Consider the following 22,626-nt stretch of genomic DNA (forward strand, 5'->3'; position numbering starts at 1 on the left):
CCCCTAGATCACAAAGACGATAGGGGTGTGTCCGATCTTCACCCTTGCGCTCTCCCTCACGCCAGGGGAATACCCACCCAACAACATCGGAAAGCGGGCGGTTGTATCGTCGAAGCGTTCAACACCCGTCAGGGCTGGCCCGACTTGCTGCAGAGTCGGCACGCTCGACGCAGCAAACGGCAGGAGAGATGACCGTGCGGCACGAGGCCGAGACCAGCAGTGAAGGCCATGATCTGCTGGAGGTCTGGATCGACCAGGACCTCTGCACCGGCGACGGCATCTGCGCCCAGTACGCGCCCGAAGTCTTCGAGCTGGACATCGACGGCCTCGCCTATGTGAAGAGCGCGGACGACGAGCTGCTGCAGGCCCCCGGGGCGGCAACGCCCGTACCGCTGCCGCTCCTGAGGGACGTCAAGGAGTCCGCGAAGGACTGCCCCGGCGACTGCATTCACGTGCGCCGTGTTTCGGACAGGGTCGAGGTGTACGGGCCCGACGCGGACTGAGCGGTCGGCCTTCGGGTCCGCCGCGGAATCTGTTCAACCGTCCACCGCGCAGTTGATGAGAGAAGGGCCCGTGCCCGCCGGTCTCCGGCGGGCACGGGCCCTTATTCCTTTTCCTTCGCGCCTACTTCATGTCTGACTTCTCACACGGTCCGCCGGTCGGCGCTCAGACGGAGCGGGCCCCGGCGGGGGTGCTGCGCGTGAACGTGCCGTTGTCCCATTGCCACTTGGCGGCGTCCTTCTTGTCGGGGCAGCAGCGGGGGACGTCGGGTGAGGAGTAGCCGAGGAGGGTGGCGGTGACGGCTCCGTCACGGACGGCGAAGTCCGTGACGGTCTGCCGGTCCTTGGGGTCGACGAGGGTGGCGACGACGCGGGGCTTGCCGCCGCCCTTCGGGCTCGTCAGTACGTAGACGCCGTCGGGCGGGGTGCCGGAGCCGGCGGCGCAGTGGACGACGGCGACGGTCTCGGCCCCGCCGTCCCCGTCGAGGTCGCCGGTGGCCTTCTTCTTGACGACGGATTTGGCCGTGCCGCAGTCCAGGCGGAAGCGGACGGTGGCCGGGTCGGGAGCGGGGGCCGGGGCCGCGGCGCTCTTGTTGCTTGGCTCGGGGCCCGACTGGGCGGCGGTCGCGGAGTCGGGCTGCAGGAAGGAGGAGCCCGCCACGACGGCGGCGATGGCGGCCGCGGTGGCCAGCCAGTGGATGGGGCGCGTGTGCGTGTGTGCCAGTTCCGGGACGGCCGGGTGCTGCACGAGGAGTGTCTCCTGTGGATGCTGTGCCGGTGGGGGTGGCCAGCATCGTGCCATACCTCACACTGAGGTGGAACACCTGGGTCCGGTGGGTCTGGTGTGTTGCTGCCGGTACGTCAACGAACGGGCGCCGCCGCCGAGTTCCCGCGGCGTGCGGGGAACTCGGCGGCGGCGCCGTGGTGTTGTGCGGACCGGGTCAGCGGGGGCTGCCGCCGTCGGCGTTCGGGCCCGAGTAGTCCTCGCCGTAGGCGCCCTTAGCGGGGCGGCGGCGGCGCATGGGGGGCTCCACTCCGTCGGCGAGGCGCCGGGCGGTGAGCAGGAAGCCGGTGTGGCCGATCATGCGGTGGTCCGGGCGGACGGCGAGGCCCTCGATGTGCCAGTTGCGGATCATCGACTCCCAGGCCGTCGGCTCGTTGAAGCCGCCGATCTCGCGGATGGACTCGACAGTCCGGGCGAGCTGGGTGGTGGTGGCCACGTAGCAGCAGAGGATGCCGCCGGGGACGAGGGCCTTGGAGACGGCCTCCAGGCACTCCCAGGGGGCGAGCATGTCGAGGATGACGCGGTCGACGTCGGTGTCGGACAGGTTGTCCTGGAGGTCGCCGACGGTGAGCTGCCAGGCGGGGTGGGGGCCGCCGAAGTAGCGCTCCACGTTGCCCTTGGCGATCTCGGCGAAGTCCTCGCGGCGCTCGTACGAGTGCAGCATGCCGTCGTCGCCGATGGCCCGCAGCAGGAAGCTGCTGAGCGAACCGGAGCCCACGCCCGCCTCCACGACGCGCGCGCCGGGGAAGATGTCGGCGAAGGCCAGGATCTGCCCCGCGTCCTTGGGGTAGACCACGGCGGCGCCGCGGGGCATGGACAGGACGTAGTCGGGGAGCAGGGGGCGCAGCGCGAGGTAGGCGACATTGCCCGTCGTGCGGACAACGCTGCCCTCGGGAGCGCCGATCAGCTCGTCGTGAGGAAAGGAACCCTTGTGGGTGTGGAAGTTCTTTCCCTCTTCGAGCGTGAACGTGTAGTGGCGGCCCTTGGGGTCGGTCAGCTGTACCTGGTCCCCGACCTTGAAGGGCCCGCGACGGCGGGCGGCACCGGTCGGTTCGGACATGTGACCAGCCTACCGGCCGTGGCGGAGCCCGCAGACCACGCGGGTACGCAGGGTGGGCCGGGGCCGGGGCCCGGTCAGCTGGGGCGTGCCATGGCCTTGACGAAGGCGCGCTCGACGTCGGCGGCGGACAGGACCCCGTAGATCTCGCCGGAGTCCTCGACGACCAGGTACTCGGTCGCGGGGGTGGCCCGCAGGAAGTCGAGCAGCTCCTCGCCCGCGAGCTCGGCGGAGACGCGCATGCCCTCGGTGAGGTCCTGGGCGAGGCCGCTGACGGTGACCCAGGGGCGGCGGTGCTCGGGGACGCCGACGATGGCGGTCTCGCGGACCACGGCCAGGGGGTCGCCGTCGGCGTCGACCACGACGAGGGCGCGGGCTCCGGCGGCGTTGGCGCGGCGCAGGGCCTCGGAGAGCGGGGTGTCGGTCTCGACGGGGACGGCGCGGCGGGTCAGCGTGCGGGCGCGCAGTTCGGGGAGGTGCTCGCGCAGGCGTGCCATGCGGAGGCTGTTGCCGGCGCCGGTCCAGATGATGGCGGCGAGGATCGCGGCGAGCAGGGCGTCCATGACGGTGTCCATGCCGCCGATGTCCTGGGTCTCGCCGCCGAGGGCGCCGGACTGGTTGAGCAGCGGGAGGCCGATGAGGACGGAGATGGCGAGGGCGCGGCCGACCCAGGCGGCGGCGACGGTGCCGCTCATGGGCTTGCCGGTGATCTTCCAGACGACGGCCCGGAGCATGCGGCCGCCGTCGAGCGGGAGGCCCGGCAGCAGGTTGAAGGCGGCGACGATCAGGTTCGAGATCATCAGGCCCGCGAGCAGGACGCCGGGGACGGTGCCGGGCTCGACGGCCCGCATGCCCGCGTAGAAGACGCCCGCGAGCACGAGGGAGAGCAGCGGTCCGACGAAGGCGAGGACGAACTCGCGGCCGGGGGTCTCGCTCTCCTTCTCGATCTCGGAGACGCCGCCGAAGAACTGGAGCTGGATGCGGCGCACCGGGAGCTTGAAGCGGAGGGCGGCGACGGTGTGGGCGAGCTCGTGGACGAGCACCGACGCGTAGAAGGCGACGGCGAAGAAGAGGGACACCAGGTAGCGGGCGCTGCCCAGTTCGGGCAGGACGCGGTCGAGCTGGCCGCCGAAGACCCAGGTGATGAGGGCGGCGACGAGGAACCAGCTCGGTGCCACGTAGACGGGCACGCCGAAGGGGCGGCCCATGAGGAGGCCGCCGCCGGGGCTCTTCTTCGGGGGGCTCTTGGGGTCGTGGTGCGGGCCGTGGGTGGCGCGGGTGCGGGCGGCGGCCGCGTGCTGCTCGACCTGCTGGGCGACTTCCCGGGCGACCTGTTCGTCGGTCGGCTTGTCGATGGAGACGCGGGGGGCGGGGTCATCCGCTTGGGAGGCGCGGGGGGTGGAGTCGTCCGCTTGGGAGGCGCGGGGGGCGGGGTCTGCTTCCGTCGCCGGTTGCGGCTTCGGCTCCGCCGTCGGCTCGGGCTCCGGTTCGGGCTCCGCCTGCGGCTTCGGCTCCTGCTTCGGTGCGGCGTCGCTCGGCTCGTCCTGGGGCTTCGGCTCGTCCTGGGCGCTCGGCTCGTCCGGGACGTTCCCCCCGGCCCGGTCCGCCGCCGGCCGTGTGGGCTCCACGGCGCCGTCCGTGCTCTCGGACCGCGGCCTGCCGCTCCCGCCGCTTTCGTCCACGATGTCCCCTCGTTCGAAGCGTCCCCCGCTCCCGAGTGGTGCGTGGTCCACACACGATCATGCAGGGCGGGAGGGTCTGCCGTCGATGGTATGCGGCCGTTGTCAGTGGCGGGTCGTAGGGTCTGTCCTCATGGAGAACAGCACCGACGGTGCCGTGGCGGCCGCGCGCCCGGCGTCCCTGTCCCCCTCGCGGGCCAGCGACTTCATGCAGTGTCCGCTGCTGTATCGCTTCCGGGTGATCGACAAGCTGCCCGAGAAGCCGAGCGAGGCGGCGACCCGCGGCACCCTGGTGCATGCCGTGCTTGAGCGCCTGTTCGACGCCCCGGCGGCCGAGCGCACGGCGCCGCACGCGAAGTCACTGATCCCCGGCCAGTGGGACCGGCTGCGCGAGGCCAAGCCGGAGCTGTCAGAGCTGTTCGCCGAGGTCGAGGGCGCGGAAGCCGAGGGCGGCGAGGCCACGGCCGAGCGGCTGGCCCGCTGGCTCGCGGACGCCGAGCGGCTCGTGGAGCGCTGGTTCACCCTGGAGGACCCCACCCGGCTCGAGCCCGCCGAGCGGGAGTTGTTCGTGCAGGCCGAGCTGGAGTCGGGCCTGAAGCTGCGCGGCATCATCGACCGCGTCGACGTGGCGCCGACGGGCGAGGTCCGGATCGTCGACTACAAGACCGGCAAGGCCCCGCGTCCGGAGTACGCGGAGGGCGCGCTCTTCCAGATGAAGTTCTACGCCCTCGTGGTGTGGCGCCTGAAGGGCGTCGTGCCGCGTCGGCTCCAGCTCGTCTACCTGGGCAGCGGCGATGTGATCACGTACGACCCGGTGATCGCGGACCTGGAGCGGGTCGAGCGCAAGCTGCTCGCGCTCTGGGCGGCGATCGAGGAGGCCACGGAGACGGGTGACTGGCGGCCGCGGCCGACCAAGCTCTGCGGCTGGTGCGACCACCAGGCCGTTTGTCCGGAATTCGGGGGCACTCCCCCGCCGTATCCGCTTCCGGTGAGGCCGCCCGAGTCGCGCGCTGCCGAGCAGGGCAGAATGGGCGCGGGCTAGCGAAGGAGAGTTACGTGGCCATCCGCGTCCTACTGGTCGACGACCAGCCGCTGCTGCGCACGGGTTTCCGGATGATTCTGGAGGCCGAGCAGGACATCGCGGTCGTCGGCGAGGCCGGAGACGGCCTGCAGGCTCTGGATCAGGTGCGGGCGCTGCAGCCCGATGTGGTGCTCATGGACATCCGCATGCCGCGGATGGACGGCGTCGAGGCGACCCGCCAGATCACCGGCCCCGGCCGGGACGGACCGGCGAAGGTCCTCGTCCTGACCACCTTCGACCTCGACGAGTACGTGGTGGAGGCGCTGCGCGCGGGCGCCAGCGGCTTCCTGCTCAAGGACGCCCCGGCCAATGAGCTGGTCCAGGCGATTCGGGTGGTCGCCGCGGGCGAGGCGATGCTGGCGCCGAGCATCACACGCCGCCTCCTCGACAAGTACGCGGGGCACCTGCCCTCCGGTGACGAGCCGGTCCCGGACACGCTGCACACCCTCACCGAGCGCGAGGTCGAGGTGCTGAAGCTGGTGGCCCGCGGCCTGTCGAACGCGGAGATCGCCGCCGACCTCTTCGTGAGCGAGACGACGGTGAAGACCCATGTGGGCCACGTCCTGACGAAGTTGGGGCTGCGCGACCGCGTCCAGGCGGCGGTGTACGCGTACGAGAGCGGGCTCGTCCGCCCCGGTGCGCAGTAGCCACAGCTGACACCAGCAGAAAGGGTGGCCGCTCCGAGTCAGGAGCGGCCACCCTTCGTCGTCCGCGGGGCGCGTCAGGTCACGCCTTGCTGATCTCCCAGAAGCGGAACACCGTCGAGGCGTCCAGGCAGGACTCCAGTCCGTACACGTCTCCGTTGGTCACCGCGTACTGCTTGGCCTGCCACACCGGCAGGACCGGGAGCTCGTCGGCCACGATGTGCTGGAGGTCGGCGTACTGCTTGCCGACCTTGGTGCGGTCGCGCTGGGCCGCCGTGCCGGGGATGATCCGGCCGGTGATCGCGGAGTTCTCGTAGTGGTTGTCGAGGACGTTGCCCGCGCCGAAGAACGGCTGCGTGAAGTTGTCGGGGTCCGGGTAGTCCGGCACCCAGCCCTTCACGTACACGCCGTACTTGCCGGCCTTGATGTCCTTCTCGTACTGGCCGAAGGCCACGGACTTCACCTGGGCGTCGAACAGCCCGCTGTCGTTGAGCTGCCCGGCGACGGCCTTCAGCTCCTGGTCGGTGGCCGGGCCGTAGCGGGTCGGCGTGGACCAGAGGGTGAGCTTGACCTTGCCCTTGACGCCGTCGGCGCGCAGGGCCTCGGCGGCCTTGGCGCGCTGCGGGCGGGCGCCGTAGGTGTCGAAGAACGGCGTGGTGTGGGTGCCTATCCCGGCCGGGACGATCGAGTACAGCGGGGTCGCCGTGTCCTGGTAGACCTCGCCCACCAGGGCGTCCCGGTCGATGAGGTAGGCCATGGCCCTGCGGACGCCGCGCTTGCCAGCGACCGGGTCCTTCATGTTGAAGACCAGGTGCTGCACCTCGGCGCTGCTGCCCTCGACGATGTTGATGTCCTTGCCCTGGGATCCCTTGGACGCCGTCTTCTCGATGTCGGCGATGTCCCCGGCGGCGAGCCCTCGGTAGGCCACGTCGACGTCGTGGTCGAGGAGCGCCTTCTTCAGGCCCTTCTGGTCGCCGTGGAAGAACTTGAGGGTGATGCCCTTGTTCTTGACCTTGGCGGTCCCCTTGTAGTCGGGGTTGACGGAGAAGACCGCCTTGTCCTCGCTGAAGGAGTCGAGCTTGTAGGGGCCCGAGCCGACGGCCTCGCCGTCCTCGCGCAGGGCGCCCTTGTCGTAGGCGCTGTGGTCGACGATCGAACCGGCGCCGGAGGCGATCTTGCTGGGGAAGGTGGCGTCGGGCTTCTTCAGCTTGAAGACCACGGTCCTGGCGTTCGGGGTCTCCACCCGGTCGAGCATGGGGAACATCGGTGCGGGGCCCGCCGCGTCCTTGATGGCCCGCATGCGGTCGAAGGAGTACTTGACGTCCTTCGAGGTGAGGTCGTTGCCGTTGCTGAACTTCAGGCCGTCGCGCAGGGTGCACTCGTAGACCTTGGTCGCCTTGTCCGTGAAGCCGCACTTCTCGGCGGCCTCCGGCTGTGGCTCGGTCTCCCCCTTGGGGAAGCTCAGCAGGGACTGGAAGACGTTGTTGAACAACAGCCACGAGCCCGGGTCGTAGCCGGACCCCGGGTCGGTGGCCAGGACGTCGTCCGACATCCCGATCACCACGGAGTCCTCCGCGTCCGCGGAGTCACCCGCCTCCGTGCCGCAGCCGGTCAGCAGGGCGGCGGCCAGCCCTCCCGTGAGGGGCAGGGCCAGCCACTGGTTGCGCATGTTCACGTACGTGTGCCTTTTGTTGTTGTGTCGTCGGTGCGGCGGAGGTCAGCCGCTCACACCGCGGCCGAGCTCCCACAGCTGCAGGTTCGACGAGGAGTTGAGGGCCCACTCGACACCGGTGATGTCATCGCGGGCGGCCACATACTGCTTGCCCTGCCACAGGGGGAGCACCGGGACCTCGTCGGCGACGATGTCCTGGATCTTCTGGACGCTCTTGGCGGCGGCGAGCCGGTCGGCCTCTCGGCGGGAGGCGGGGATCAGCTCGTCGTTGATGGTGCTGTTGGCGTACGGCGAGTGGAGGAAGTTGTCCTTCGCGAGGAAGGGCGCCAGGAAGTTGTCGGCGTCGGGGAAGTCGGGGAACCAGCCCATCCCGTAGACGTCGTACTTTCCGTTCAGCTCGGCGGCGCGGAACGTGTTCCACGGGTCGCCCTTGATCTCCACGTCGAACAGGCCGTTGGCGTTCAGCTGCTTCTGCAGCAGCTGGAACTCCTTCTTCGTGCCCGCGCCGTAGTGGTCGGTGGTGTAGTGCAGGGTCAGCTTGACCGGGGTGTCGATGTGGGCCTTGGCGAGGATCGTGCGGGCCTTGGCCGGGTCGGGCTTGCCGTACTTGTTGAAGAACGCGTTGGTGTGGCCCGTGATGGTGGCGGGGACCAGCGAGTAGAGCGGGTCCGCGGCCGGTCCGTACACCTGGGAGGTGAGCTGACCGCGGTCGATGACCTGCGCCATGGCCTGCCGTACGGCCTTGTTCTTGACGCTGGGGGCGCTCGTGTCGAAGCCGAGGTAGCGGGTCTCCAGGCCGGGCATCTCGACCAGGTCGATGTGCTTGTCGGTGTCCCGGTCGTACTGCTTGATCTGCTCCGGCGACATGGTGCGCGTCATCATGTCGATGTCGTTCTTCTTCAGGGCGTCGCCCATGCCCTTGTCGGTGTCGTAGAAGCGCAGCTCGACCTTGTCGCTCTTGGGCGTGAAGTTCCCCTTGTAGTGGGGGTTCTTGGAGAACACGGCCTTCACGAGCCGGTCGCCCTCGGTCTCCTGCTTGACGGTGTACGGGCCGGAGCCGTCCACCGCGAAGCCGTCGCGCAGGGCCTTCTTCGCGTAGTGGTCCTTGCTGATGATGCCGGCGGCGGGGGTGGCCAGCTTGTACGGGAACGTCGCGTCCGGGGTCTTCAGGTGGAAGACGACGCCGCGCTTGCCCTGGGTCTCGATCGTGTCGACGTTCGAGACGAGGCCCGCGACACCGCTCGCGTTCTTGGTCTTCATGTCGCGGACGCGCTCGATGGAGAACTTCACGTCGGCGGCGGTGAGTTCCGAACCGTCGGCGAACGTGAGGCCCTTGCGCAGGGTGCAGGCGAAGCGCTCGTTGCCGGTGTCGGTGAAGCCGCACTTCTCCGCGGCCTCGGGCTCCGGCTCGCCGTCGCCGCGAGGCATCGCCATCAGCGTCTGGACGGTCTGCCGCAGCACGTTCCAGGAGCCCGCGTCGTAGGCGTAGGCCGGGTCGAAGGGGGCCCGGACCTCCTTGGAGATCGCGAACCGGTCCGTGGTGCCGACGGCTATCGCCCCGCCGCCGCTGCCGCCGTCGCCCGAACCGCCGCACGCGGCGAGCACGGGGGCGAGCAGCCCCACGACGGCCGGGAGCACCAAAGTCTTACGGTTCATGCTCGACGTTCTCCAGAGCTCTTGATCCCGGGTGTCCGGCAACGACGGGGTGTGGGTTGAGGGCACGAGGGGGGGTGGGGCGATGTTCTCGCGACGAGATTAGTCCGCACCGCAGGAGCGCTGGAGGGGGCCGGAGTTGAGGGCCCATCACGGAGTGAAACCGGGCGTGGACGCACTGATAACCCAACACCGGAAGGTTTCGTGCACGGTCCCACCAATCGGGACACAACACCACGCCCACACCCCCGGACATTCCGGGCAGTGCATGGCCGGGGCCGACTGTCGACCCCCTGTGAAGTGGTGAACCTCACACGTTCGGCCGTGCGGGCGCGGCCCTGCGTCAGAGGTACATCAGGCCCTGCAGGAAAGGCAGGTTGACGTGTTCGAGGGAGGGCACGACGGTGCGTCCGGCGGCCGGGGCGATGGGCGCGACCGAGGGCACGGCGACGACCCGGCAGCCCGCGGCCTCGGCGGCGGCGACGCCGGTCGCGGTGTCCTCGATGACGGCGCATCTGGCCGGCTCCGCGCCGAGACCGGAGGCCGCGAGGAGGTAGGGGTCGGGGTGCGGCTTCGTCCGTGAGACCTCGTCGCCGGCGACGGTCAGGGCGAAGTGGTGGGCCCCGATGGACTCCAGGACCCGGTCGATGATGCGCCGGTGGGAGGCGGAGACGAGGGCCATCGGCACGTGCTGCGCGGCGAGTTCGGCGAGCAGTCGCGCGGCGCCCGGCATCAGCGGCAGGGTGCGGCTGATGCGGTTCTCGAAGCCGTCGTTGAGCAGCACGGTCAGTTCGTCGAGCGTGATGTCGGCGCCGGTCGACTCGATGAGGAAGCCCGCGCTGCGGGACATCGGGCCGCCCACCACCACGTCGCGCCAGGACTCGTCGAGGGCGTGGCCGAGCCGGGCGAAGACCTCGACCTCGGCGTCCCACCAGAAGCCCTCGGTGTCCACCAGGGTGCCGTCCATGTCGAGGAGCACGCCCTGCAGGGCGGAGCCCTCGGCCGTTCGGGTACCGAGCGCGGGGACCGTACTGGTCATCCGTCACACCTCCATGAGGGACGAGAAGGCCGGTTCCCCGAGGGGAACCGGCCTGAGCTGGACCGACCAGTGTACGACTCGTCCGCTGAAGACGCGCTTCAGTTAAACGGAGCCCTGGCGCACGGAGCCCTGGCGGGCGCCGTCAGCGGGCGTTGAAGTACTTGGCCTCCGGGTGGTGGATGACGATGGCGTCCGTGGACTGCTCGGGGTGGAGCTGGAACTCCTCGGAGAGCTGGACGCCGATCCGCTCCGGCCGCAGGAGTTCGGCGATCTTCGCGCGGTCCTCCAGGTCGGGGCAGGCGCCGTAGCCGAGCGAGAAGCGGGCGCCGCGGTACTTGAGGGCGAACATGTCCTCGACGTCCGAGGGGTCCTCGCCGCCGAAGCCCAGCTCGGCGCGCACGCGCGCGTGCCAGTACTCGGCGAGGGCCTCGGCCAACTGCACGGACAGGCCGTGCAGTTCGAGGTAGTCGCGGTAGGAGTTGGCCTCGAAGAGCTCGGCCGTGGCCTCACCGATCTTCGAGCCGACGGTGACGACCTGGAGGCCCACGACGTCGGTCTCGCCGGACTCCTCCGGGCGGAAGAAGTCCGCCAGGCACAGACGGCGGCCGCGGCGCTGGCGCGGGAAGGTGAAGCGGGTGCGCTCGGTGCCGTCCTCGTTCAGGATGACCAGGTCGTCGCCCTTGGACACGCAGGGGAAGTAGCCGTGCACGACGGCAGCTTCGAGCATGTTCTTGGTGTGCAGCTCGTCCAGCCAGCCGCGCAGCCGCGGGCGCCCCTCCGTCTCGACGAGTTCCTCGTACGAGGGTCCGTCCCCGGCGCGCGCCTGCTTGAGGCCCCACTGGCCCTTGAACAGCGCGCCCTCGTCGAGCCAGGAGGCGTACTCCTTGAGCTGGATGCCCTTGATGACGCGGGTGCCCCAGAACGGCGGGGTGGGCACGGGGTTGTCGACGGCGACGTCCGAGCGGACCGGGCCCTTGTCCTCCTCGGCCTCCAGGACCGCGGTGGTCGCCTTGGTGGGCACACGGCGCTGCTTGAGCTCGGGGAGGGTGGCGCCGGGGACGCCGCGCTTGACCGCGATGAGGGCGTCCATGAGGCGCAGGCCCTCGAACGCGTCGCGGGCGTAGCGGACTTCGCCCTCGTAGATCTCGTGCAGGTCCTGCTCCACGTAGGCGCGGGTGAGGGCGGCGCCACCGAGGATGACCGGGAAGTCGGCCGCCATCTTGCGCTGGTTGAGCTCTTCCAGGTTCTCCTTCATGATCACGGTCGACTTCACCAGGAGACCGGACATGCCGATCACGTCGGCCCGGTGCTCCTCGGCGGCCTCCAGGATCGCGGCGACGGGCTGCTTGATGCCCAGGTTGACCACGTTGTAGCCGTTGTTGGACAGGATGATGTCGACGAGGTTCTTGCCGATGTCATGGACGTCGCCGCGCACGGTGGCCAGCACGATGGTGCCCTTGCCCTCGGCGTCCGACTTCTCCATGTGCGGCTCCAGGTAGGCCACCGCGTTCTTCATGACCTCGGCGGACTGGAGCACGAACGGCAACTGCATCTGCCCGGAGCCGAAGAGCTCACCGACGACCTTCATGCCCTCCAGCAGGGTGTCGTTGACGATGTCCAGGGCGGGCCGGTCCTGCAGCGCCTCCTCCAGGTCGGCCTCCAGGCCGTTCTTCTCGCCGTCGATGATGCGCCGCTGCAGCCGCTCCTCCAGCGGCAGCGCGAGGAGTTCCTCGGCCTTGCCCGCCTTCAGCGACTTGGCGGTGGCGCCCTCGAAGAGCTCCATCAGCTTCTGCAGCGGGTCGTAGCCCTCGCGGCGCCGGTCGTAGATCAGGTCGAGGGCGGTGGTGACCTGCTCCTCGTCGAACCGGGCGATCGGCAGGATCTTGGAGGCGTGCACGATCGCCGAGTCCAGGCCCGCCTTCACGCACTCGTCCAGGAAGACCGAGTTGAGGACGATGCGGGCGGCCGGGTTGAGGCCGAAGGAGATGTTCGACAGGCCGAGTGTGGTCTGCACATCGGGGTGGCGGCGCTTCAGCTCCCGGATCGCCTCGATGGTGGCGATGCCGTCCTTGCGCGACTCTTCCTGGCCGGTGCAGATGGTGAAGGTCAGGGTGTCGATGAGGATGTCCGACTCGCGGATGCCCCAGTTCCCGGTCAGGTCGTCGATCAGCCGCTCGGCGATCTCCACCTTCTTCTCGGGGGTGCGGGCCTGGCCCTCCTCGTCGATGGTCAGCGCGATCAGCGCGGCGCCGTGCTCCTGGGCCAGCGCGGTGACCTTCGCGAAGCGCGACTCGGGGCCGTCGCCGTCCTCATAGTTCACGGAGTTGATGACCGCGCGGCCACCGAGCTTCTCCAACCCGGCCTGGATGACCGGGACTTCGGTGGAGTCCAGCACGATCGGCAGCGTGGAGGCGGTGGCGAACCGGCCCGCCAGCTCCGCCATGTCCGCCACCCCGTCACGGCCCACGTAGTCGACGCACAGGTCGAGCATGTGCGCGCCCTCGCGGATCTGGTCGCGGGCCATCTCCACGCAGTCGTCCCAGCGGCCCTCCAGCATCGCCTCACGGAACTTCTTGCTGCCGTTGGCGTTCGTCCGCTCACCGATCGCCAGATACGAGGTGTCCTGACGGAACGGCACCGTCTGATACAGCGAGGCGGCGCCGGGCTCCGGCTGCGGGGTGCGCGTGGGCGGCACCGTGCCCCGCACCCGCTCCACCACCTGGCGCAGGTGCTCGGGCGTCGAGCCGCAGCAGCCGCCGATCAGCTGGAGGCCGAAGTCGCGCACGAACGTCTCATGCGCGTCGGCCATCTCCGGCGGGGTCAGCGGGAAGTGCGCGCCGTCCTTGGTCAGGATGGGCAGGCCCGCGTTCGGCATGCACATCAGCGGCGTCGTCGAGTGCCGCGCCAGATAGCGCAAGTGCTCGCTCATCTCGGCCGGACCGGTCGAGCAGTTCAGGCCGATCAGATCGATGCCCAGCGGCTCCAGCGCCGTCAGCGCCGCGCCGATCTCCGAACCCAGCAGCATCACACCGGTCGTCTCGAAGGCCAGCGAACACACCAGCGGCACCTGCACGCCGAGCGCGTCCATCGCCCGCCGGGCGCCGATCAGGCTGGACTTGGTCTGCAGCAGGTCCTGCGTCGTCTCCACGATCAGCGCGTCCGCGCCGCCGGCGAGCAGGCCCTCGGCGTTCTGCTGGTAGCCGTCCCGGATCGTGGCGTAGTCGATGTGGCCGAGGGAGGGCAGCTTGGTGCCCGGCCCGATCGAGCCCAGCACCCACCGCTGCTGCCCGGTCTTCTCCGTGAACTCGTCGGCGACCTCGCGGGCGATCCGGGCGCCCGCCTCGGACAGCTCGACGATGCGGTCCGCGATCTCGTACTCACTGGCGGCCGTGTGGTTGGCGCCGAACGTGTTGGTCTCCACGCAGTCGACGCCGACCGCGAAGTACTCCTCGTGCACGGAGCGCACGATGTCGGGGCGCGTGACGTTCAGGATCTCGTTGCAGCCCTCGAGCTGCTGGAAGTCCTCCAGGCTCGGGTCCTGGGCCTGCAGCATGGTGCCCATCGCGCCATCGGCCACCACCACGCGGGTGGCGAGCGCTTCGCGGAGTGCGGCGGCGCGAGTCCGGCTGACGGAGTCGGCGGAAGGGGTCGGCAACGAGGCCATGAAAGAGCTCCCATAGGTGCGACGGCTGTCGGCTTTGCGGCTTCCGGTGGAAGGCGCACTCGGTCAGGGTAGCCGGGACGAAGGTCCCGGCCGAAGCGGCGTCCAGGGTGCGGACGGTCGGCCGATTCGCTGCGTTGACCCCGAATCGGACGGAAACACGACTGTCAGAGCATTAGCGGGAGGTCGACAACCACCGATAGTGTTCGTCATTGTCGAACGTGGTTGATCAATCATTGGGTCAGGGCCAAGGGGACGGAGGAAGGGGCTGCGATGGCCAAGAACATCCAGTCGCTGGAACGGGCCGCCGCGATGCTGCGGCTCCTCGCGGGCGGCGAGCGGCGGCTCGGCCTCTCCGAGATCGCCTCGGCGCTCGGACTCGCCAAGGGCACGGCCCACGGCATCCTCCGCACCCTCCAGCAAGAGGGCTTCGTGGAGCAGGAGACCGCCTCGGGCCGCTACCAGCTCGGCGCCGAACTGCTGCGGCTCGGCAACAGCTACCTGGACGTGCACGAGCTGCGCGCCCGCGCCCTGGTGTGGACCGACGACCTGGCCCGCTCCAGCGGCGAGAGCGTCTATCTCGGCGTCCTGCACCAGCAGGGCGTGCTGATCGTGCACCACGTCTTCCGGCCCGACGACAGCCGCCAGGTCCTGGAGGTCGGAGCCATGCAGCCGCTGCACTCCACCGCCCTCGGCAAGGTCCTCTCCGCGTACGACCCGGTAGCGCACAGCGAGGCCGTCGAGGCCGAGCGGCGGGCCTTCACCGATCTCACGGTGTGCGACAAGGACGGCTTCGAGGGCGTCCTCGACCTGACCCGCGCGCGGGGGTACGCCTCCGACGTCGAGGAGACCTGGGAGGGCATCGCCTCGGTGGCCGCCCCCATCCACGACCGGCGCCGGATGCCGGTCGGTGCGGTCGGCATCACCGGTGCCGTGGAGCGCGTGCGCGACAAGGAGGGCGAGCTGCGCCCCGATCTGATCGCCGCGGTACGGGACTGCGCGCGGGCCGTCTCCCGGGATCTGGGCGCCGGACGGTTCTGAGCCCCGCGCCCGGGACGCCGCCGATCCCCGTACGGCGCCCGCCTTTCTGCCCCCTGCCGCTTCGGCATGCAGGGGGCTTCGTCATGGGGCACGATCGACGGACGCCGCGCTGATCACGGGAAACGATCAATAACGATCGTGTTTTCAATAACAGAACTCTTGACGTGCAAGTAACGCCGAGGCGAGACTCGCGTCCATCGGTCGGCATTGTCGAACACCTACCGGCATTACGCGCTAGAGTGGGGCGACGCCAAGGGCCGGAAACTTCCCCTGGACGAAGGACAAAGGAGTCGCGGGTGTCCAGCTCCGACATCTTCATCGGCGAGACCATCGGTACCGCCGTGCTCATCCTGCTCGGCGGCGGTGTCAGCGCCGCCGTCACGCTCAAGCGCTCGAAGGCCAAGGACGCCGGCTGGCTCGCCATCACCTTCGGGTGGGGCTTCGCCGTGCTGACCGGTGCCTACCTGGCCGGCGGCGTCTCCGGTGCGCACCTCAACCCGGCCGTCACCGTCGGCCTCGCCATCGAGGGCGGCACCAAGTGGAGCGACGTACCGCTCTACCTGGCCTCTCAGCTCCTCGGCGCCATGATCGGTGCCGTGCTGGTCTGGATCACGTACTACGGACAGTTCCAGGCGCACCTGACGGACCCGGAGATCGTGAACTCGAAGTCGGCGCCCGACGGCATGGTCGACAAGGCGGCCGAGCCCGAGGCCGGTCCGGTGCTCGGCATCTTCTCGACGGGCCCGGAGATTCGGAACGTCGCGCAGAACATGGCGACGGAGATCATCGCCACGGTCGTCCTGGTCCTCGCGATCCTCACGCAGGGCCTGAACGACGGCGGCAACGGCCTCGGCATCCTGGGCGCCCTGATCACGGCCCTCGTCGTGGTCGGCATCGGCCTCTCGCTCGGTGGCCCCACGGGCTACGCGATCAACCCGGTCCGCGACCTCGGCCCGCGCATCGTGCACTCGGTGCTGCCGCTGCCGAACAAGGGCGGCTCGGACTGGTCGTACGCCTGGATCCCGGTCGCGGGCCCGCTCATCGGCGGTGCCATCGCCGGCGGTCTCTACAACCTCGCGTTCAAGTAGACCGACGCCGGATACCGATCACCGACTGAGACCGCCACGCAAGAACTTCTGGAGCACACCGTGACCGACGCACACACCGCGGGCCCCTTCATCGCGGCCATCGACCAGGGCACCACCTCGAGCCGCTGCATCGTCTTCGACAAGGACGGCCGGATCGTCTCCGTCGACCAGAAGGAGCACGAGCAGATCTTCCCGAAGCCGGGCTGGGTCGAGCACGACGCGACCGAGATCTGGACCAACGTCCAGGAGGTCGTCGCCGGGGCCATCACCAAGGCCGGCATCACCCGCGACGACATCAAGGCCATCGGCATCACCAACCAGCGTGAGACCACGCTGCTCTGGGACAAGAACACGGGCGAGCCGGTCCACAACGCCATCGTCTGGCAGGACACCCGCACCGACGCCCTGTGCAAGGAGCTCGGCCGCAACGTCGGCCAGGACCGCTTCCGCCGCGAGACCGGTCTGCCGCTGGCCTCCTACTTCGCCGGGCCCAAGGCCCGCTGGCTGCTCGACAACGTCGAGGGCCTCCAGGAGCGCGCCGAGAACGGCGACATCCTCTTCGGCACCATGGACTCCTGGGTCATCTGGAACCTGACCGGCGGCGTCAACGGCGGCAAGCACGTCACCGACGTCACCAACGCCTCGCGCACGATGCTGATGAACCTGCACGAGATGGCGTGGGACGAGCGCATCTGCCACTCCATCGGGGTGCCCATGCAGATGCTCCCCGAGATCCGCTCCTCCGCCGAGGTCTACGGCGAGGTCACCGGCGGCAAGCTCGGCGACCTGCTCGGCGGCATCCCGGTCGCCTCGGCGCTCGGCGACCAGCAGGCGGCCCTGTTCGGCCAGACCTGTTTCGACGAGGGCGAGGCCAAGTCCACCTACGGCACCGGCACGTTCATGCTGATGAACACCGGTGACAAGGCCATCAACTCCTACTCGGGCCTGCTGACCACGGTCGGCTACCAGATCGGCGACCAGAAGCCGGTCTACGCCCTGGAGGGTTCCATCGCCGTCACCGGTTCGCTGGTGCAGTGGATGCGCGACCAGATGGGCCTGATCAACTCCGCCGCCGAGATCGAGACGCTCGCGTCGTCGGTCGAGGACAACGGCGGCGCCTACTTCGTACCGGCCTTCTCCGGTCTGTTCGCCCCGTACTGGCGCTCCGACGCCCGCGGTGTGATCGCCGGTCTGACCCGGTACGTCACCAAGGCGCACATCGCGCGCGCCGTCCTGGAGGCCACGGCCTGGCAGACCCGTGAGATCACCGACGCCATGACGAAGGACTCCGGCGTCGAGCTCGCGGCCCTCAAGGTCGACGGCGGCATGACCTCCAACAACCTGCTGATGCAGACCCTCTCGGACTTCCTCGACGCACCCGTGGTGCGCCCGATGGTGGCCGAGACGACCTGCCTCGGCGCCGCCTACGCCGCCGGTCTCGCCGTCGGCTTCTGGTCCTCCACCGACGAGCTGCGCGCCAACTGGCGGCGGGCCGCGGAGTGGACCCCCCACATGGACGCGGACACCCGCGACCGTGAGTACAAGAGCTGGCTCAAGGCCGTGGAGCGGACCATGGGCTGGATCGAGGACGAGGAGTAAGAACCATGACCACCCTGCAGAGCGGCCCCGCCTACCCGGCACTCGGGCTGCGTCCGGCTTCCGGTTCCAACCCGAGCCGCGCCGAGACCCGGGAGCAGCTGTCCAAGGCGACGTACGACCTCCTGGTGATCGGCGGCGGGATCCTGGGCATCTCCACCGCCTGGCATGCCGCGCAGTCGGGCCTCAGGGTGGCTCTGGTGGACGCCGGTGACTTCGCCGGCGCCACCTCCTCCGCCTCCTCCAAGCTGCTCCACGGCGGTCTGCGCTACCTGCAGACCGGCGCGGTGAAGCTGGTCGCGGAGAACCACTTCGAGCGGCGTGCGGTGTCGCGTCAGGTGGCACCGCACCTCGCCAACCCGCTCACCTTCTACCTGCCCGTCTACAAGGGCGGCCCGCACGGCGCCGCCAAGCTGGGCGCGGGCGTCTTCGCCTACAGCGCGCTGTCCGCCTTCGGCGACGGCGTCGGGCACCTGCTCTCCCCCGCCAAGGCGGCGCAGGACGTGCCGGAGCTGCGCACCGACAACCTCAAGGCCGTGGCCGTGTACGGCGACGACCAGATGAACGACGCGCGCATGGCCCTGATGACGGTCCGCGCGGCCGTCGAGGCGGGCGCCGTCGTCCTCAACCACGCCGAGGTCACCGGGCTCCGCTTCACCAAGGGCCGGGTCACCGGCGCCGAGCTCAAGGACCGCCAGTCCGGCGACGAGTTCGGGGTCGACGCCCGCCTCGTGCTCAACGCGACCGGTCCGTGGGTCGACCACCTCCGCAAGCTGGAGGACCCGAACGCGGCTCCGTCCATCCGCCTCTCCAAGGGCGCGCACCTCGTCCTCAAGCGCACCGCCCCCTGGAAGGCCGCCCTGGCCACGCCGATCGACAAGTACCGCATCACGTTCGCGCTGCCGTGGGAGGACATGCTCCTGCTCGGCACGACGGACGAGGAGTTCGAGGGCGACCCGGCCGATGTCCGCGTCACCGAGGCGGACACCGCGCAGATCCTCGACGAGGCCGCGTTCTCGATCCGCGACCAGCAGCTGTCGCGCGACCTGATCACGTACTCCTTCGCCGGTCTGCGCGTCCTGCCGGGCGGCCCCGGCGACACCTCGAAGGCCAAGCGCGAGACGGTCGTCACCGAGGGCCGCGGCGGCATGCTGTCGGTCGCGGGCGGCAAGTGGACGACGTTCCGCCACATCGGCCGTACGGTCATGAAGAAGCTGGAGGCGCTGCCGGGCCACCCGCTCGGCGACGACTACGAGCCGATCTCCGAGCTGCCGAAGAAGCTGCCGCTGCCCGGCATCGCCAACCCGCGCGCGGTCGCCCACCGCCTCCTGGTGGACGGCCCGGCGCCCGGCCCGCGCATGGCCGCCGACACCGCCAAGCACCTGGCCACGCACTACGGTTCGCTGTCCTTCGACATCGCGCGCCTGGCCAACGAGAACCCGGAGCTCGCCGAGCGCGTCCACCCCGACGCCCCGGAGATCTGGGCCCAGGTCGTCTACGCCCGCGACAACGAGTGGGCCGAGACGGCGGACGACGTGCTGCGCCGCCGCACGACGCTGACGATCCGCGGCCTGGCCACGGACGACGTCCGCGCGAAGGTCGAGGACCTGCTGGGCAAGAAGGGCTGAGCCCACAGCTGTTGAGCACAGAGCTGCTGAGCCCACAGCTGCTGAGCCCACAGCTGTTGAGCCCACGGCTAGTGAGTGTTTGCGTAAGGGGCGGCCGCCATGGCGACCGCCCCTTACGCGTGCCCGGGAGCGCCTCCCCGGAGCGTGCCATGCCGCCGCCACAGCGCCGCAATGTTCGGCGCGCAGAGTTGAAGCATGAAGTTCCAGGTGCTTTCGATCATCGGCCATGCCCCGCATCCGCTCACGGGTGAACTCCCCTCCGCCGCTGCGCGGTTGGCGGACGTCGTCGAGGTGGGCGTCGCCGCCGAGGAGCTCGGCTACGACGCGTACGCCGTCGGCGAGCGGCACGCCGGGCCCTTCCTGTCGTCGAGCCCCACCGTCGTGCTCGGCGCGCTCGCGGCCCGTACCACCCGCATCAGGCTCCTGACCGGGGTGACCGTCGTCGCGATCCTCGACCCGGTGCGGGTCGCCGAGGACTACGCGACGCTCGACCAGCTCTCGCACGGCCGCGTCGAACTCGTCGTCGGCAAGGGCGCGGAGGCCGGGCACTTCGACCTCTTCGGGCTCGACGAGGAGCGGCAGTGGGAGCTGCAGAAGGAGAAGTACGAGCTGCTGCGGCGGCTGTGGAGCGAGGAGAACGTCGACTGGGAGGGCGAGTTCAGGCCCGCCCTCAAGAACGTGACGACCGTGCCCCGCCCCTACGACGGCCCGCCGCGCGTCTGGCACGGCTCCGCCACGTCGCTCAACTCCCCCGAACTCGCCGCCCTGCACGGCGATCCGCTGTTCACCGCCAACGCCGTTCAGCCGCGCGCCGCGTACGCGAAGCTGATCGACCACTACCGGGAGCGGTTCGAGGCGCACGGGCACGACCCGGCCCGTGCCCATGTCGCGGCGGGCTCGGGCGGGCTGCTCATCGCGGACAGCGCCGAACAGGCCGTGGCGCGCTACCGGGACCTGTACGAGGCGAAGGTCCGGCAGACCTTCAAGCCGCACCTGGCGGGCAGGGCGGGATACAACACGCCCTTCCGCACCATCGAGGACGCCATCGCCGACGGCCCCCAGCTCATCGGCTCCCCGCAGCAGATCATCGACAAGATCCTCGGCTACCACGCGGTGTACCGGCACGACCTCCAGTCGGTGACCGTGGACGGCTTCGGGCTCGCGCGCGGCGAGCAGGTCGAGACGCTCCAGCGGTTCGCGGAGGAGATCGCACCGGTCGTGCGCAGGGAGGCGCCGTCCACCCTGTGGGAGGGGCAGGGTGAGCCGGGATAAGGGAGGCGATGGGCTGCCGATAGGCGTTCGATAGGCGGTTGCCGGATGCTGTGGGACGCGTAGAGGCACCGGTTGACCTCGCGTTACGATCCGAATCGGCGTCCGAACCCCCGTACCACCGTGCCGACTTGCCCCCCTTCTTGGAGAGAGTCATGACCCTCCTCACGACCTGGCCGGAGTCCGGTCCCGAGACCCAGGTGCGCCGCACGTCGGACCCTGCGGAGATCGCCGCGGCCCTCGCCCCGCTCGGGGTCCGCTACGAGCAGTGGCCCGTCCGCGAGGACGTGGCGCCCGACGCGGACAGCGACACCGTCTTCGCCGCGTACGGACCCGAGATCGAGAAGCTCAACGCCGAAGAGGGCTTCCGCACCGTCGACGTGGTGGCCCTGCATCCCCCCGAGGACGCCGCCGACCCCGCGTGGCAGGAGAAGGCCAGGGCCGCCCGGCAGAAGTTCCTCGCCGAGCACACCCACGACGACGATGACGAGGTCCGCTTCTTCGTCGCCGGCGCGGGCATCTTCTACCTGCACGTGAGCGGTGAGGTGCACGCCGTGTACTGCGAGAAGGGCGACCTGCTCGGAGTGCCGCGCGGCACGACGCACTGGTTCGACATGGGCACGGCCCCTGCCTTCACGGCGATCCGGTTCTTCCACGAGGAGGACGGCTGGATCGGCACCTTCACCGGCAGCCCGATCGCGGAGCGCTTCCCCGACTTCGACACGATCCACGCGGGATACGCGGGAGACGCGGGGAACGCGGGGAACGCGGGAGACGCAGGGGTCACGGCGTGACGGTTCGTTTCGACGCCGTGGACGCCGTCGTGCTCGACATCGAGGGCACCACCAGCGCCACCGGATTCGTGGTGGACGTCCTCTACCCGTACGCCGCCGAGCGGTTCGGCGCGCTGCTCGCCGAGCGGGGCGAGGAGCCGGAGGTCGCACGGGCCGTGGCGCAGGTGCGCGCGGAGCTCGGCGAGCCCGACGCGGACGCGGCCCGGGTGGAGAAGGCGCTGCTCGGCTGGGTGGCCGAGGACCGCAAGGCGACGCCCCTGAAGACCCTGCAGGGGATTCTGTGGGCGGAGGGCTTCGCACGCGGCGACCTCGTCTCGCACTTCTACCCGGACGTCATTCCGGTGCTGCGCCGCTGGCAGGCGGACGGGCTGCGCCTGTACGTGTACTCGTCCGGCTCCGTCGCCGCGCAGCGCGCCTGGTTCGCGCACTCCCCCGAGGGTGAACTCCTCGGCCTGGTGGGCGGGTTGTTCGACACCGAGAACGCGGGGCCCAAGCAGGAGGCCGGGTCGTACCGGGTCATCGCCGAGTCGGTGGGCGTCCCGGCGGAGCGGCTGCTGTTCCTTTCCGACCGGCCCGGGGAGCTGGACGCCGCCCGGGAGGCGGGCTGGCTGACCGTGGGGGTGCGGCGGGCCGGGGAGCCGTACTTCGCCGCCGGGGTCGGTGACCATCCGGAGGCTGCGGCCTTCGACGAGATCACGCTGGTGAGGAGTGCGGGTGCATGAGTGAGACGCGTCGGACGAGTGGGGCCGGGCCGCTCGACCTGAACCTGGAGGAGGCGGGCGCCGTGCTCGCGGCCGAGGCGGCGCGGTTCGCCTCCTTCGGCTGGATGCGGGGCACGTCCGGGAACCTGTCGGTGGTCGTCTCGCGCGATCCGCTGCGGCTCGCGGTGACGGCGAGCGGGCGCGACAAGGGTGAACTGACGCCCCAGGACGTGGTGTTGGTCGACGCCGAGGGCGCCGCTCTCGGTGCCGGGCGGCCCTCCGCGGAGGCGGCGCTGCACGCGCGGGTCGCCGCGCTCACGGGGGCGGGGGCCGTGGTGCATGTGCACACGGTGGCCTCGGTCGCCATGGGGGTGCGCAAGCCCGGGGGGATCGCCTTCAGCGGCGTGGAGATGCTGAAGGGGCTGGGGCACCCCACGCATGAGGTCTCGGTGACGTTGCCGGTGATCGCCAACAGCCAGGACATGGTGGAGCTGGGGGACCGGCTCGAGGCGGCCCGGGAGAAGGGGATGCCCGCGGTCGTCGTGGCGGGGCACGGTCTCTATGTGTGGGGCGCCGAGCCCCAGGAGGCTCGGCATCGGACCGAAGTGGTGGAGTGGCTGCTGGAGTTGGAGCTGGCGCGGGGGTAGGGACGAGCCTTCGGGGGCTTCACCCTCGGACCCCCGTTCGGTCCGAGCGGCCTCGCCCTCAAACGCCGGACGGCCTCGCCTTCGAACGCCGG

18 protein-coding genes are annotated in these 22,626 nt (G+C 70.2%); 11 read left to right on the forward strand and 7 right to left on the reverse strand.

Annotated elements, in window-relative coordinates; genetic code table 11:
- Window positions 1–188 precede the first annotated feature (188 nt).
- Complete coding sequence (locus ACQB60_RS17455) at window positions 189–503, forward strand: ferredoxin (protein ID WP_496926894.1); 315 nt, start codon at window positions 189–191, stop codon at window positions 501–503.
- Between the two features lie 163 nt (window positions 504–666).
- Here the strand turns inward: ACQB60_RS17455 and ACQB60_RS17460 are convergent, their stop codons facing one another.
- The 3 genes from ACQB60_RS17460 to ACQB60_RS17470 all read right to left on the reverse strand — a co-directional run bounded on the left by ACQB60_RS17460 (window position 667) and on the right by ACQB60_RS17470 (window position 4,023).
- The gene (locus tag ACQB60_RS17460; protein ID WP_496926895.1) at window positions 667–1,248 is read right to left on the reverse strand and encodes a hypothetical protein; all 582 of its coding nucleotides are present in this window, start codon (window positions 1,246–1,248) and stop codon (window positions 667–669) included.
- A gap of 193 nt (window positions 1,249–1,441) precedes the next feature.
- On the reverse strand, window positions 1,442–2,344 hold the full coding sequence (locus ACQB60_RS17465; RefSeq protein ID WP_496926896.1) for a tRNA (adenine-N1)-methyltransferase: 903 nt from the start codon (window positions 2,342–2,344) through the stop codon (window positions 1,442–1,444).
- A 74-nt stretch (window positions 2,345–2,418) separates the two neighbouring features.
- Window positions 2,419–4,023, reverse strand: coding sequence for a site-2 protease family protein (locus ACQB60_RS17470; RefSeq protein ID WP_496926897.1), 1,605 nt, complete (start codon window positions 4,021–4,023; stop codon window positions 2,419–2,421).
- Between the two features lie 130 nt (window positions 4,024–4,153).
- Between ACQB60_RS17470 and ACQB60_RS17475 the strand changes: the two genes are divergently transcribed.
- Window positions 4,154–5,062, forward strand: coding sequence for a RecB family exonuclease (locus ACQB60_RS17475; protein ID WP_496926898.1), 909 nt, complete (start codon window positions 4,154–4,156; stop codon window positions 5,060–5,062).
- A 14-nt stretch (window positions 5,063–5,076) separates the two neighbouring features.
- The gene (locus tag ACQB60_RS17480) at window positions 5,077–5,748 is read left to right on the forward strand and encodes a response regulator (RefSeq protein WP_016639462.1); all 672 of its coding nucleotides are present in this window, start codon (window positions 5,077–5,079) and stop codon (window positions 5,746–5,748) included.
- A gap of 79 nt (window positions 5,749–5,827) precedes the next feature.
- Here ACQB60_RS17480 and ACQB60_RS17485 read toward each other — a convergent pair whose 3' ends face one another.
- From ACQB60_RS17485 to metH, 4 genes are all read right to left on the reverse strand, one after another.
- Window positions 5,828–7,420 (reverse strand): ABC transporter substrate-binding protein, encoded by a 1,593-nt coding sequence (locus ACQB60_RS17485; protein WP_496926899.1) that lies wholly within the window; start codon window positions 7,418–7,420, stop codon window positions 5,828–5,830.
- 42 nt (window positions 7,421–7,462) lie between these two features.
- Window positions 7,463–9,073: an ABC transporter substrate-binding protein gene (locus tag ACQB60_RS17490; RefSeq protein ID WP_496926900.1), complete on the reverse strand. Its 1,611-nt coding sequence runs from the start codon at window positions 9,071–9,073 to the stop codon at window positions 7,463–7,465.
- Between the two features lie 340 nt (window positions 9,074–9,413).
- On the reverse strand, window positions 9,414–10,109 hold the full coding sequence (locus ACQB60_RS17495) for an HAD family hydrolase (protein WP_496926901.1): 696 nt from the start codon (window positions 10,107–10,109) through the stop codon (window positions 9,414–9,416).
- A gap of 142 nt (window positions 10,110–10,251) precedes the next feature.
- Window positions 10,252–13,773 (reverse strand): methionine synthase, encoded by a 3,522-nt coding sequence (gene metH / locus ACQB60_RS17500; RefSeq protein WP_496926902.1) that lies wholly within the window; start codon window positions 13,771–13,773, stop codon window positions 10,252–10,254.
- 270 nt (window positions 13,774–14,043) lie between these two features.
- On the opposite strand from metH, the gene ACQB60_RS17505 reads away from it, so the two are divergent.
- The 8 genes from ACQB60_RS17505 (at window position 14,044) to mtnB (ending at window position 22,534) form a co-directional block, all read left to right on the forward strand.
- The gene (locus ACQB60_RS17505) at window positions 14,044–14,811 is read left to right on the forward strand and encodes an IclR family transcriptional regulator (protein ID WP_384845359.1); all 768 of its coding nucleotides are present in this window, start codon (window positions 14,044–14,046) and stop codon (window positions 14,809–14,811) included.
- A 296-nt stretch (window positions 14,812–15,107) separates the two neighbouring features.
- Window positions 15,108–15,899: an MIP/aquaporin family protein gene (locus ACQB60_RS17510; protein WP_496926903.1), complete on the forward strand. Its 792-nt coding sequence runs from the start codon at window positions 15,108–15,110 to the stop codon at window positions 15,897–15,899.
- Window positions 15,900–15,959: 60 nt separating this feature from the next.
- Entirely contained in the window at window positions 15,960–17,498 is a 1,539-nt protein-coding gene (gene glpK / locus ACQB60_RS17515) for a glycerol kinase GlpK (protein ID WP_496926904.1), read from the forward strand.
- Between the two features lie 5 nt (window positions 17,499–17,503).
- The gene (locus ACQB60_RS17520; protein WP_496926905.1) at window positions 17,504–19,123 is read left to right on the forward strand and encodes a glycerol-3-phosphate dehydrogenase/oxidase; all 1,620 of its coding nucleotides are present in this window, start codon (window positions 17,504–17,506) and stop codon (window positions 19,121–19,123) included.
- A 195-nt stretch (window positions 19,124–19,318) separates the two neighbouring features.
- Window positions 19,319–20,395, forward strand: a complete 1,077-nt coding sequence (locus ACQB60_RS17525; protein ID WP_496926906.1) for an LLM class flavin-dependent oxidoreductase — start codon at window positions 19,319–19,321, stop codon at window positions 20,393–20,395.
- A gap of 152 nt (window positions 20,396–20,547) precedes the next feature.
- Window positions 20,548–21,186 carry a 1,2-dihydroxy-3-keto-5-methylthiopentene dioxygenase gene (locus ACQB60_RS17530; protein WP_496926907.1) on the forward strand — a complete coding sequence of 213 codons (639 nt, stop codon included), beginning with the start codon at window positions 20,548–20,550 and terminating at the stop codon, window positions 21,184–21,186.
- Window positions 21,183–21,908: an acireductone synthase gene (gene mtnC, locus ACQB60_RS17535; RefSeq protein WP_496926908.1), complete on the forward strand. Its 726-nt coding sequence runs from the start codon at window positions 21,183–21,185 to the stop codon at window positions 21,906–21,908. Before ACQB60_RS17530 ends, mtnC begins: the two co-directional genes overlap by 4 nt.
- Entirely contained in the window at window positions 21,905–22,534 is a 630-nt protein-coding gene (gene mtnB, locus ACQB60_RS17540; RefSeq protein ID WP_496926909.1) for a methylthioribulose 1-phosphate dehydratase, read from the forward strand. The genes mtnC and mtnB overlap by 4 nt, the downstream gene beginning before the upstream one ends.
- Window positions 22,535–22,626: the final 92 nt, after the last annotated feature.

Source organism: Streptomyces odontotermitis, from assembly GCF_050510915.1.
Classification (GTDB): domain Bacteria; phylum Actinomycetota; class Actinomycetes; order Streptomycetales; family Streptomycetaceae; genus Streptomyces.